The organism is Flavobacterium sp. 5 (genome assembly GCF_002813295.1).
Lineage (GTDB): Bacteria > Bacteroidota > Bacteroidia > Flavobacteriales > Flavobacteriaceae > Flavobacterium.
The window spans coordinates 887703-901145 of record NZ_PHUE01000001.1 but is presented as its reverse complement, the minus strand read 5'-3'; the positions used below and the strand labels follow the sequence as shown (position 1 = coordinate 901145).

Below are 13443 nucleotides of genomic sequence, written 5' to 3'. Positions count from 1 at the left end.
CCAATTTGCTTTTAAATAGTAAAACCCGACAGATTTTTGAATTTGTCGGGTTTGTTTTTTTATAATAGTAGTTATGCTTTTTTCTTTCGATTTAAAAATAAAAACAAAGGATATGAAAGTAGCGTCGTAATAGCAATGATGATAAAATTCTTCAGATCACTGTAAACAAAACCAAGCAAAAGTCCTAAAGTAGTTGCAATAGCTAAATAAGTTAGCCAAGGATACCAAATGGAACGATATGGCCTAGGTAAGTTAGGTTCTTTTTTTCTAAGTTTTATTAGTGAGCAATATGCCAATCCCCAAACAATAACAGACATGAACGTTCCAAAAGAGAATAAGACTTCAAACGAACCAATGCAAATCAATACAAAACTAAATAAAGATGAAACTAGAAGTGCAACAATTGGTGTCCCGCCTTTGTTGATTTTTGTTCCTTTTTCAATAAAAAAACCATCTCGACTCAAGCCATAAAGGATTCTGGTTGGAATCATCATGAAAGCATTCAATATACTAATCAAAGAAAAAATAGCAATAACAGTTACTATAATTGCTCCATTTTTTCCGAAAATAACCTTTGCAACATCTGCTGCAGCCAAATTTGAATTAGCCAATTCTGAAACGGGTAAGACATGAAAAAATGCCATATTCAGTAAAACATAAATTAATATAACAAGTATAGCTCCGCTAAATAAAGATTTTGGAATGTTTTGACTTGGGTTTCTGTCTTCTTCGGCAAAAAAGCAAACCGAATACCAACCGTCATAAGTGCCGATGATTAATTGTAGTGATTTGAAAAAACCAAATAAAAGACCAATTTGAAAAATTGACGTATCCTTTTCTATTGGAGCTATTTTTACACCGGAATATATAAAACAAGAGACTATTAAGGCGGTAAAACAAATTACTTTTATCACACTGGTCACTTGTTGAATAACACTTCCGTTTTTTATGCCTCCGATATGAATTAAAAGAAAAGTAATCAAAAAGGAAAGAGCAATTGTAGTAGCATGATTTTCTAAACTAGGAAATAAAATAATCACATATTCGCTAATAACAATACAATAAAATGCAGGAGGAATCGCATTGCAGATATAATCATACCAACCCGAAAGAAATCCTGCATAATCCCCAAAAGCTCTTTTTATATAATTGTAAGAACCTCCAGCTTTTGGTAGCATTGTAGCAAGTTCTGCATACGAATTGGCACCAATTAAAATATATATTCCTCCACAAAACCAACAACTAATAATGAGCCAGTAATTATCAAGCATTGCTGCTATTGCTCCAGGTGTACGAAGAATTCCAACACCAATTGTTCCTCCAATTAAAACAGCAATATTAAAACTTAATCCAAGGCTTTTTTGCAATTGGTTCTTTTTGGAATGGGTCATAGGATTTATTTAGTATTGTTGTTGGTGAGTAAATATAATTAAAAAATGTGCTCATTTTTAAAAACAAAAAACCTCATCTATTGCTAAATGAGGTTTTAAAAGTCTTCGGGTATTTTTTCTAAAATGGTTCATGTTCTTAAAACAAAAACTTTTTCGGTGTTTCAAACAGATGAAAGTGATCGAAAAAGCTTTTGAAAAAAAATAAAACTAACTTGAGATATTTTATAATTTGTATTTCAAACTTACTAGTACCTGACGAGGTGCAATTGGGTTTACACTATAATTTTCATGTACAGTATAATTCAATTCATTTGTAATATTTGATAATTTACATAAGATTGATATTTTTTTCCAATCATAACCAACAGACGCATCAACAGTTGTGTATCCCTCTAATGGAATATCACGATCTCTGATAGTTACAGTATATGTTTTTGGATTGGTTGCAGGTGTTTTTTCTGTCCATAAATAGTCATCATTCCATCCTCCAGTACGATTTCCAATATAATTTCCGATAGCTCCAAAAGAAAGTCCTTTTAATACACCGCTAGGCAAAGTGTAGAAGAAGCTTAAATTGGCTGTGTTTTTAGGTGTTCTTGCTAGAACGTCTCCTACAACTAAGCTACCATTTGTACCAGAAGACTCAGAAACTTTGGTTTCATTAAAGCTATATCCAGCATTAATATTTAAACCTGTAATAGGTCTAGCAGTAATGTCTATTTCTATTCCTTTTCCTTTTGTTGCTCCTACTAATTCTTTTATAGTAGTAGTTACGTTTTGGGTCACACCATCAGCTAGATATTGAGCTGTTTGTGCTAAATTATTATTAGATATTTGATATACAGTTATATTGGTGCTCAAAAGGCCTTTCCAGAAATCTTTTTTGATACCTACTTCGTATTGGTCTATTATAGAAGGGTCTAATGTTTCTAAATTTACTGTTGTTCCTGTATTTGGAGTAAATGAGTTTGAGTAGCTCGCAAATAAAGACAATTCTTTATTAGGCTGAATTACCAATCCTATTTTTGGAGAAAAAGCACTGTTTATAGATTTACCTCCTGTTGTAGGAATTGCATTTTCATAAGTCGTTGTAATGGTATTTATATTATCGATTTTTTTTATTTCTTCTTTTGTTGTAGTAACGTCACTTTCTTGCCATGACCAACGCAGTCCTGCCAGAACCTTTACATACTTGTTAATCGAAAGTAAATCCTGTGCATAAATTCCAAATCTTTGGGTATCAGTAGTAGCTAGTTGTGTTATTCTAGTTGGATATGGTACATTTAGACTTTGCGTACTATAATCGTAGTTAAAAAGGTTTATTGGTGTAGCTTCTGTTGTTATAAGATCTGCAGGTTTTGCTGGATCATAAAAACCAAAAGTATAGCTTGGTGCAGTTGAACTTTCATAATCCATACCTGTAAAAATTTGGTGTTTGATTTTTCCCGTATTGAAAGTCCCTTGCAAACTCAATTGATCACCAAATATATTTTCGGCGGCGTCAGATTGGGTTAGACCACGTTTCCAGTTTCCATTGGCTTCAACTGTGCTTAGCTGTGATGTAGATTTTTGAGTTCTTTGATAGGATTGATATGAGGAATTGAAACCTAATTTCCAGTTGTCATTAAAATCGTGATTAAATACTATCGATGCACTTGATGATTTAGTGTTACCTGTTGACCAAAGGGCTCCAAAATACACATTGCGAGGAATGTCTAAAATGGTTTTAGTGTTATTTACGATTCCAGTTCCAAAATCAGGAATCCAGTCAGCACTTAGATAATCTCCTTGAGCTATGATCTGAGTTTTGTCTGAAATTTTGAACAATACCGATGGATTTATATATATACGATCATTTTTTACATAATCTCTAAAACTTTCTGAATTTTCGTAAGATGCATTGAATCTATAAGCTATAGATTTATTTAATGGACCATAAATGTCAATAGATGGTTTGTAAAAAGCATAGCTTCCCATTTGCATTGTAAATTGTCCCCCTTCTGTAAATTTTGGTGTTTTTGTTACCAAATTTAGGATTCCACCAGGAGTGACGTTTCCAAATAATAAAGCAGAACCACCTTTAAGAAATTCTACTCTTTCTAAAGATGCAACATCAGGAATTGAACCTGCATTATAACGGAAACCGTTTTTAAACATATTGTTGGCAGACATATCATATCCTCTTGAGAATAATGATTCTTGAGCTCCACCACGAGCTGAACCTACATAGACACCGTTGGCATTTTTTATTACATCACTCAAGCGGATTGCTTGTTGTTGCTCAATGATTTCTGAACCAATTACTTGAACACTCTGGGGAATATCCATTGGTTTTAAACCAGAACGCAATGCAGAAACAGGTTTTTGTGGTTTATTTCCAGTAACAATAACTTCTTTTAATTCTTGTCCTTTTCTTTTCTTAACAGTATCATTTGCTGATTTTATAGTATCCGAAGAAAAATAGTAAAGTTCTTTATCATTAGATTGTGAACTATTGCTTGCAATTTCTTGAGCTTGAGTATTTAAGCTGAGAGCTAAGAATGTCAAGGGGAGTAAAATATATTTCATGATGTTTATTTGGAATAATTAAAAATAACATTGCAAATATAGGTCGTCAATTTGGTTTCACAAAGTTTATTTAGAATAAATATTAATAATATTTTAACAAGGTGTATTTATCTGATTTACAATATTTTAAAAACTAGTTTATCTTTAATTTTATTAATAATATGAAATAAATTAGAGGTTTTAGCCTTAAAAACTGCTGAAATTGTGTCTAAGAAGCGGAAGCTGATGCTAATTTTGATGTTAATTTTCGAGAATAAAATTAAAAAGAATTTACATCGAGTTTTATTTACATTCTAAAGGAAAGTTGGCTTCTTTATCAATAAGGAAGAGCCGTAATTTTTTTACTAAATTAAAAAGGGATTATTAATTCAAAAGTTACAATTTGGCTTTGAATTTTTTGATTTTGAAGTTTTTCGATTTTACTACTTTTCCAGCGTCAGTAATCATAATGCAGCTGTAATCAGGGAATTTTTCAAGTAACGATAATCCTGCTGTTTTACCTAAAACCATCAAGGAAGTGCTCAAGCCATTAGCTATTTCTGCATTAGGTCCAAAAACAGTTACACTGCATAAACCAGTTACAGGATAGCCAGTTGAAGGGTTAATGATGTGCGAATAACGTTTACCACCAAATACTACAAACTTTTCATAGGAACCTGAAGTGGTAACTGCTCCAGAAAGTGGAACTACAGCTAATAATTTTTCAGGATGAAACGGATTGGTAATGCCAATATTCCATGGTTTTCCGTTGGGTTGTTGTCCCCAAGTACTCATATCTCCAGTGCCGTTTACAATTCCAGCTTCGATTCCTTTGGCAAGCATCATTTCTTTACATTTGTTGGTTGCATAACCTTCTCCCAAAGCACCAAATCCAATTTTCATCCCTTTCAGTTTTAGGAAAATGGTCGAGTTTATACTATCCAAAATAATGTTTTTATAACCAACTTTCTCTACCGATTTTTTGATAGCTTCCGCCGAAGGCATTTCGGTCATCGATCCATCAAATTTCCAAATTCTATCCATAGCGGCAAAACTAATATCAAAACCCCCATTGGTAATTTCTGAAAAATGAAGTGCTCTTTGGGTTAATTCAAAGACTTCTTTATCTACTTTCACGGGACAGATTCCTGCATTTTGATTGACTTCCGAAATTTGCGTTGTAGGTTTCCAATCCGAAATTAAGTATTCTATTCTCGAAATTTCGACAATAACTTCATCGATACTTTGTTCTGCTGAAAGCGAATCTTTGGCTACAATAGTAATATCAAAACGACCACCCATCAACATTGTGTTTCTTTTACGTAAAACTTGGGCATTGCTATTTAAGCTGACAATCTGAAAAATAATTATAAAAAAAGTTGTTATTGATTTGGTATTCATTTTGTTTTCCTGCTTTAGAAGTTGTTAAAATAAGTACTAATAGCAATCCGTTAAAATTTGGCCTTTCGTTATATAATGAGCAAGCGTAGTATTATTTTTCTCTAAGCAAATTGCATCCAAAATATTTTCTACGTCAAATTGCATTTTTAGTGCTCCACAAATCATTATTGTTCCATCATTTTTTAATAAATCGGCAAAAAAGTTTTCATCTCTTTTAATCAAATCCATTACATAATGATGGTCTTGTTCTCTAGAAAAAGCTAAATGTAAATTGATTAAACGTTGTTTCTGAATCATTCTTGAAGCGAATTCTTCATAATAAGACGTGATTTCAGTTTTTTGGCGGAAGCCACTATACAAATGAATTTCGGCTTTTTTGGTGTTTTGTTCGATCATTCCAAGAAATGGGGCAATACCGGTCCCGTTTGAAATAAAGACTACTTTTTTGGCTTTTTTAGGAAAATGAAAAGCATGATTATTTATGATTCGAGCTTTGAGAACGTCTCCTACTTTTGTATTGTATAAAAATTCTGAACCCAATCCAGAAGGGTGTAGTTTTACAGCCAATTGAATATTTCCATTATTTTTGGCAATTGAATACAAACGTTCTCGATTATCGTTAGCAGGATAAATGGCTAGTAAATCACCCGAAGTAAATTTACTGCGCATGCCAGTGCGTAAAGTCAATAAAAAAGTTTTTTCAGTATCTGAAACGGTTGTTTTTTCTAAAACCATCAGTTTTTCTAAACCTTTTGGAATATGATTATATAAAGATGGAGTAGTGGCGAGCTCAATGTCTGTTTTTTTATTCCATATTTTTACCCAACTCACAAATTCTTCAGCCGATTTGTCGTTTACAGTTTGTAATTCTGTTAATCGGTGTGCCCAATTTTGATTGGCTAATAAAATATCAATTTGTTTGGCATAACCACAAAAATCTGGATATGATGTAGAGCCAAAACCAATTACCGAATAATTAATTTTTTGTGTTTGATTGTGTTTGTCCAAAAGCGATATAAACTTGCCCGCATTAGATGGTGCATCCCCCAAACCATAGGTTGATGTAAAAATTAATAAATGTTCCGCTTTTGGGTAATGAGTATAATCATTAAGTTGGGCAAGATGTGCTTTTTCTCCGTGATTATTTAATTGTTTTAAAATAGAATTGACAAAACGCAACGTACTTCCATTTTCGCTTCCAATTAATAAAATGAATTTACTTTCATCAGCTTTGTATTTGTTTTTGATGCGACTCGCTCTGCGTTTTAATGTCATCGCAAAACCTGAATAAATAAAGAAAAGAATATTTAATGAAGCTAATCCGAGAATAATTGCCCAAAAAGCATTGGCACGGCCAGTATGTAAATCCAAACTCAACTCCGATAAAATAGCTGAAATTGGAAAACGTTCTTCCGTAATTATTTCTTTTGAATATTGTTCGACTTCAATTTTTCGGTCATTTAATTCAAAGGTATAATAGTCTTCGGCATCATCAGAAAAAGGGAATTCGATTTTAGTAACATCTGCGAGAAGCGTGTTTTTAAAATCAAATTTACTTTTGGCAACAGTTGTAGAATTAGATTCTATTTTAGTTTTTTCTTCTTTTTTGTTTTCAAATAAATGAAAACGTTCCATTGATAAATAGGTTCCCGAAAGAGCAATAATCAAAATTGGAATTAAAGCCAATCGGCCAAATAAAACATGATAATATTGAGCAAAATATTCTTTAATTATTTTTGAAAAGAATTTCCTCAAACCTTTTTGTCTGTTAATTACTAGAGCAAAACCTGAAATAGCAATTAAGAGTAAAAGAAAAGCATTAATTCCAACAAATAAACGTCCTGCTTCATGAAGAAATAGAGAGCGATGTAGAGAAGTAATCCATTTAATAAAATCGCTTTTTTTGTGTGGTGTGCCAATAATTTTCCCTGTCAAAGGATTAATATAGGCATTGATATCGTTTCCTTCTTTATCAATCGCTTGTAAGGTTACAAATTGATTGTGGTCTACACTTAATTCGGTTATTTCAGGATAAATTTTTCGGAGTTTTGATAAAGATTCCTGTAAAGTTATTTCCTTAAAATTTTCTACTCGGTAGGTAGGTATCTTCTCTTGTACAGCATCTACAGCGAGTATAGTACCTGTAACAGATGCTACAATTAAAAATGTAACAGAAAAAATCGCCAAGGTTAAGTGTGTGTAACGCCAAAAAGAAAGAGTCATGCAATATGTATGTTTAAATGTTTTAACATATAAGTCACATAAGAAAAAAGTAAATTTATATGACTTATATGTTAAATAGTGAAAATCTAGATTTTATTCAATCTTACGTAGCGAATATATCCTTTTCCTTCTGTTTTATCAGCCATTGCTTCTGTTGTTAAAGGAAGTTCTAAATCGGCAGTATAATATTTTTGATCTTCAACTGAAGATTCAAAACGTAATTTGTATCCCTTGTTGATTTTAGAATCTTCAATTTCAAAAGTGGTAATACTACGATCTCCTCCAGTTACAGAAGCTCCTGTTGTAGCGCTAATATCGGTTGGTTTTTTGGAATAAAATTTATGCCATTCTTTCAAACTTTTGTACCATTTTTTATCATCTCCCATTACATAAAGCGTTTTCTCGTATTCGCCTTTAGGACTAACAAGTGATACTACGATATAAGCACCTTCGCCTACATAATTAGACATTTGTAGCATGCATTTGTATTTGCTGGTTTGTGCATTTCCTTGAAAAGAAATAAGGCATAATAGCATAAATGCTATAACGGTTTTAAATATTGACTTCATTTTATTATTTTAAAAATTCAACAGACACGTTGTTTTGGGTTAAGGTTTCGTTTTCTTTTGCTAAAGCATAAGCCGTTTCATCAAATTCGGTTTTAATGTCGTTTTTGGCTCCAATTGAGATTAGATATTTTAAGATAACATCATCTTTGGCTACCATTGCAGCTTTGTGCAAGGCTGTTAATCCTTCTTTGTTTTTGGCATTGACATCGATTTTTAAATCAGCTAATTTTTTTAGCAAAGTTAAGTCGTTTTTCAATAATGCAAAGTGATATAATGTACTTCCGTCTTTTTGAGGAGCTGCTAAATCTAATCCTTTGTCCTGTAGTAATTTCATTTTTGTAGCAAAAGGATCTTGTTTAGGACCATTCCCACTTTCTGGCCCACGATTCATTTGTGGTCGGTAGGATTGTATCAAATTTACTCCTAAATTATAACCTTCTTTGTTTACAATTTTCACATCAGCTCCATTGTTTAATAAAATTTCGACAGCCTTTGGAGTTCCAGACTGAACTGCTATTGTTAAAGCTGATTCGCCTTTAGTATTTAGAGCAGCACTGTTTTTTACAATAGGGAGTAACAATTCTAATGCTTCGGTATTTTCTCTAGCCGATGCCGCTTTCATTAAAACAGTATTTCCTTGTTTATCTACTTTGTTGACATCAACACCTTTAGCGATAAAATAATTAATGATTTCAGATTGTTTTGGTTTTGTAACTAAAAAGTGAAGTATAGTTTCTTCGTCAGTAGAAACAACAGTTGGTTTCAATTTTAATATTTCTACTAAATATTGATACACTTCGATAGGATTTGACTCACGACGATTCCCTTGTGCTGCAATAATAAGGGCGTTGTCATTGTATTTTACTCCTTTTTCAACTAATGTTTTTAAAAAGTTTAAATCCCCTGTTTTTGTTGCATAATTAAATGGAGTATTTCCGTCTTTATCGGTGTCTTTTAAAGACAAACCTTTAGAAATAAAATAATTGGTTAACGAAAGATCTTTGTCATATGGTATCGCCATAAGTAGCAAAGTAACATTGTCTTTGTATTTTTTCTTAGGGTCTAATCCCGCTTTGAAAAAAGCTTCATATACGGCGGTGTTTTTTTGACCACTGCTTGCTGCCAGAACAAGTGCAGTTGTTCCAAGACTATCTTCATAATTAATATCTGCTCCTTTTGATATAAGGTAATTTACAATTTCAATATTTCCTTTGCTGGCCGCCCAGTGTAAGTATCGACGATTGTCGTGAGTGTTTTTGGTAACAGGGTTTCCAGCTTGTTCTAATAAAAATTTTATTGTTGTGTTTGGGGCATCATTATTAATGGCTAAAGTTACAGCATCAAATGCTCTGTCATTAGATTCCGATGGATTATTGCCTTTTGCTATTTCAGCTTGGACAGTAGTTACATCTGGATTTGTCTTCCAAAATGACTGTTCCAAAAGTGTATTTTTTTGTTGAGCACTAACAAAGAATGTAGTTACCAATGCAAATGAAATGAGAAGTTTTTTGTTCATAATACCGAGTAAAAGTTATTTGGTAATTGTGGTTATAATTAATTTCATCAAAATCTATTTAGAATAAATAAAAATAACGCAAATGTAAAAAATATTAATACAATAGCAATCATTATTTATGGTTTATAATAAACTTTTTATACTACTGTTGTCTGAAATTCTTTGACTAAAAAAATGAAGAAAGGTTTAAAATTTGGGTTGAAATTTTTGACTATTTTGAATTGTGTCCTTATTCTTTATATAAAATAGAAATTTATAATGCAATTTGTTATTATAAATAAAGCCCAGAATATACTCTGAGCTTTATTATAGTTTAAAATATTTATCAATTTTTAGTTATTCAATAATTAAAGACAGTACAGTTTTGTTAATTGTATTATCAAAAGCTTTGTCTTTAAAATTACCTTTAGTATTATCGATCCACTCCAAGTTTACGAGATATAATCCTTTTTTGTTTGGAGTAAAATTAGCTTGACCTATTTCATTTGATTCTAGTGTCTGTACCCAACCATCTGGATTGATTACAGTTATTGCCAAATTGGCTTGTTGTTTTTTATCTTTAAAGGCAGTCAATAAATAATTTGTATTTTGCTTTTGAGCAGTAATGTCCAAAGGAAAAATAGTATTCTCTATAGCTTTAGAAGTTTTAACTGTATAGTTAGTTTTAAGATATAAAATACTACGCACAAGTCCAAGATGTTTTTTGGACATATCTTTAACTTCATTTTGATCATTAATTCCAATTATCTGATAGTTTCCAGTAGTTTTTGGCACAAAGAAACCTTGCCAATGTGTTTCAGTTTGGGTCATTGTAATTTCAGTTTTGCTTCCAGAGGCATCAATCAAATAGATTTTTATAGCTTTCAAATTATCTATTTTAGTTCCTTTTTCGGGAGCTTCTTTACCATATTCGGCTTTAAATATCTGTATTTCTACTTTGTCGTTAATCTTGCCAGAACCTTTTACTTGTAGGTAAGTATTATGGGCATTTGTAATTGTTGTTGTGAATAGAATAAATCCTAGAAGTAATTTTGATGTAAAATTTTTCATTTTAATGTTTTAAATTGTTTTAATTAATTTAGAATGTATATCCCATATTGAACATATAGTTTCGTGGTGAGCCAGGACCAACCATATTTGCATTGGCTTGTGATACGATATATTCTTTGTTTTGAAGGTTGTTTAGGTTTAAAGAAAATTTCAACTGTTTTACTTGATAATACAAAGCTGCATCTATAAGTGTATAACCTGGTAAAATAAAATAAGCTAATCGAGTGCTTTGTTTTGAAGCAAAATTTGAGCCCAAACCAATTCCGAAGCCTTTGATACTTCCTTGCAAAATGGTATATTTTGCCCAAAATCCGCCCTGATGATGTGGTGCTGCTTCTTTCCATCTATCAACATCAGCTGCAACTGCTGTTTTTGTAATGCGCGCATCGTTATATGCGTAATTTGCATTTATTGATAAATTAGGTAAAATATTTCCAGTAATATCAACTTCAACACCTTTTGATGTTTCTTGACCTCTTTGTTCTAATAATTGTGTGTTTGTAGGGTCGTTGGCATTTACTAAAATATTATTTTGGTTGATTTTGTAGGCAGCAATACTAACGCCTAATTTTTTATCAAACCAATCGCTTTTTGCACCAAACTCGACCATTTTACTAGTAAGTGGGTCAAATGGCCCGCCATAAATTTCTGGAGCACCAATAGTTCCTGCACTTTGTGGCTGAAAACCTTCTACATAAGTTCCATAAATGTTAATTTGAGGAATTATACTGTAAACTAATCCAACTCTTGGAATTAGAGCATGTTGCTTCACTGTTGCTTCTGTAGCTTTTGTATAATTTGTATAATCTGTATAGAATTCTTGTCTTAAACCCAAAAGAAGTTGTAATCTATTCCATTTCATTTGGTCTTGTATGTAAATACTTTGCGAGAAATATTTGGTAGGAGCCGTAGCAGTTCTAGTTGTAAAATAATTATCAGTATCGGCTGCAGAATAATCTGGATTTGCTAAATTGTAAAAAGGAACATTAGGTACTGGATTTCCGTTAGCATCTAATAAATACAGATTCTTCTTGTCTGGATTATATGTAGCTATCGAAGCTGTATTGGCAGCATTTCTATAACCAGATGCTACACCATTTGTTCCACCAACTGGTACTAAGCTTTGAATATAATCGGCACCTAATACTATTTTGTGTTCTATTTTCCCTGTGTTTACATCATAATTTAGGTATGTGGTAAGATTATCATCATAACGATTACGCATACGTTCTGTTGTGCTTTGCAATAATAAAGAGGGGATTTCTTTTCCTGTTCCGTCTAGTGCATATGCATTACCACCTCTATGTTCTACCATATCTTCAAAGAATTTATACTTCAAATAAGATACATTCAACGACAGTTTGCTGTTAAATTGATGATTCATAATTGCCGATAGATAAAAGGTTTTTTCTTTTAAATAATCACTTGCCCTTGACATACTTTGCGAATTAGGAGTTGTAAATAAACGGCTGGCACCATCGGTAGAAGGGCCATATATTGGCTGTCCTCTTTCGGTTCTACCTTTGATGATACTATAAACAAAATCGACATCAATTCGTGTTTTTTCGCTAGGTACAAAAGAGATGGTTGGTGCTATTGATACGTCTTCTCTTTCTTGTAAATCTCTGAATGTAGCAGTATTTTGATATGCCACATTCATACGATATAAAATGCTTTTGGATTCGTTTAATGGTCCAGTTAAATCAGTTGTAGCTCGAATTGTTTGAAAGCTTCCGACACTTACATTGGCTGAATTTCTATTTACTGATAATGCTTTTTTAGTTACATTATTAATTGAGCCACCTGGTTCTGTATTTCCATATAATGCAGATGCAGGACCTTTCATTACTTCAACCCGTTCTAGATTGTTTAGATTTAATGAATTGAAAGATCTTCCGCTTACTCTCAATCCATTTATGAATTGATAACTATTTCCAGAAATTCCTCTTATTGAAAAGCGGTTTTCAAAGTTGTTAAGACTGACCCCACTAATGTTTTTTAAAACATCGTTTACTCGAAAAGCTTGTCTGTCTATAATTAGTTCTTTTGTAACGTAGCCTACAGATTGTGGCAGGTCTTTCAAAGGGATAGTAGATTTGGATGAAGCAACAGACATCTCGTTTCTATAAGTACGTTCTCTAAATCCTGAAACAACTATTTCATCTAGTTGTCCTATATTTTCCTCTACTTCAAAATCTATTGAATAGTTACTTTTGTCCGCTTTTATTTCGATAGTTTGTGTTTTCTTTTTTATACCAATTCCCGAGATTATGATGGTATATGTTCCTTGTTTTATGTTCTCTATTTTATACTCCCCACTTTCGTCAGTTACGGCTCCTTTGTTTATTTCTTTTAGGTCCACGTTTACAAATTCGGCGGCTTTGCCTTGATTATTTTTTATAGTTCCTTTTATGGTCCCTGTTTTTTTTTGGGCTGAAACAATTGTTGTTAAGAGTAAGAACAAGGTAATTGCATATAAGAATTTTGTTATTCTTGGATTCAAATAATTCATGATTTAAGTATATATAAGTTAAAGTATTTTTATTTAGAATAAATAAAAATAAAACAAATGTATAAATTAATACTTCTTTAACAAATATTATTTAGATTAATTATGAATAATTTTGTTAAATATTTGTAGTTAACTCTATGTTAGAGTGTTGTGTTTTGTCTGGGTTGAAAACTAGCCCAATATTGCCAATAATTATTGAATTAGAAAGTAATGAGATTTAAATTGCTCTGATTT

The 13443-nt window shown here is 32.0% G+C and carries 8 protein-coding genes; all 8 read right to left on the bottom strand.

The features are described 5' to 3' along the window. Positions 1-71: 71 nt before the first annotated feature. Entirely contained in the window at positions 72-1391 is a 1320-nt protein-coding gene (locus tag CLU82_RS03630) for an APC family permease (protein WP_100841810.1), read from the bottom strand. Between the two features lie 222 nt (positions 1392-1613). Further along, positions 1614-3959, bottom strand: coding sequence for a TonB-dependent siderophore receptor (locus tag CLU82_RS03625; RefSeq protein WP_100841809.1), 2346 nt, complete (start codon positions 3957-3959; stop codon positions 1614-1616). A 375-nt stretch (positions 3960-4334) separates the two neighbouring features. Further along, positions 4335-5339 carry an FAD:protein FMN transferase gene (locus CLU82_RS03620; RefSeq protein ID WP_100841808.1) on the bottom strand — a complete coding sequence of 335 codons (1005 nt, stop codon included), beginning with the start codon at positions 5337-5339 and terminating at the stop codon, positions 4335-4337. A gap of 36 nt (positions 5340-5375) precedes the next feature. Further along, complete coding sequence (locus CLU82_RS03615) at positions 5376-7562, bottom strand: PepSY domain-containing protein (RefSeq protein ID WP_100841807.1); 2187 nt, start codon at positions 7560-7562, stop codon at positions 5376-5378. An 86-nt stretch (positions 7563-7648) separates the two neighbouring features. Further along, the gene (locus tag CLU82_RS03610) at positions 7649-8131 is read right to left on the bottom strand and encodes a DUF2271 domain-containing protein (protein ID WP_100841806.1); all 483 of its coding nucleotides are present in this window, start codon (positions 8129-8131) and stop codon (positions 7649-7651) included. A 4-nt stretch (positions 8132-8135) separates the two neighbouring features. Further along, positions 8136-9647: an ankyrin repeat domain-containing protein gene (locus CLU82_RS03605; RefSeq protein WP_100841805.1), complete on the bottom strand. Its 1512-nt coding sequence runs from the start codon at positions 9645-9647 to the stop codon at positions 8136-8138. A 336-nt stretch (positions 9648-9983) separates the two neighbouring features. Continuing rightward, the gene (locus CLU82_RS03600) at positions 9984-10697 is read right to left on the bottom strand and encodes a hypothetical protein (protein WP_100841804.1); all 714 of its coding nucleotides are present in this window, start codon (positions 10695-10697) and stop codon (positions 9984-9986) included. Between the two features lie 28 nt (positions 10698-10725). Beyond that, positions 10726-13209: a TonB-dependent siderophore receptor gene (locus CLU82_RS03595; protein WP_100841803.1), complete on the bottom strand. Its 2484-nt coding sequence runs from the start codon at positions 13207-13209 to the stop codon at positions 10726-10728. Between the last annotated feature and the right edge of the window lie 234 nt (positions 13210-13443).

Coding starts and splice junctions, on each gene's coding strand:
- CLU82_RS03630 (WP_100841810.1), bottom strand. CDS start 1,391: ATGACCCATTCCAAAAAGAACCAATTGCAAAAAAGCCTTGGATTAAGT.
- CLU82_RS03625 (WP_100841809.1), bottom strand. CDS start 3,959: ATGAAATATATTTTACTCCCCTTGACATTCTTAGCTCTCAGCTTAAAT.
- CLU82_RS03620 (WP_100841808.1), bottom strand. CDS start 5,339: ATGAATACCAAATCAATAACAACTTTTTTTATAATTATTTTTCAGATT.
- CLU82_RS03615 (WP_100841807.1), bottom strand. CDS start 7,562: ATGACTCTTTCTTTTTGGCGTTACACACACTTAACCTTGGCGATTTTT.
- CLU82_RS03610 (WP_100841806.1), bottom strand. CDS start 8,131: ATGAAGTCAATATTTAAAACCGTTATAGCATTTATGCTATTATGCCTT.
- CLU82_RS03605 (WP_100841805.1), bottom strand. CDS start 9,647: ATGAACAAAAAACTTCTCATTTCATTTGCATTGGTAACTACATTCTTT.
- CLU82_RS03600 (WP_100841804.1), bottom strand. CDS start 10,697: ATGAAAAATTTTACATCAAAATTACTTCTAGGATTTATTCTATTCACA.
- CLU82_RS03595 (WP_100841803.1), bottom strand. CDS start 13,209: ATGAATTATTTGAATCCAAGAATAACAAAATTCTTATATGCAATTACC.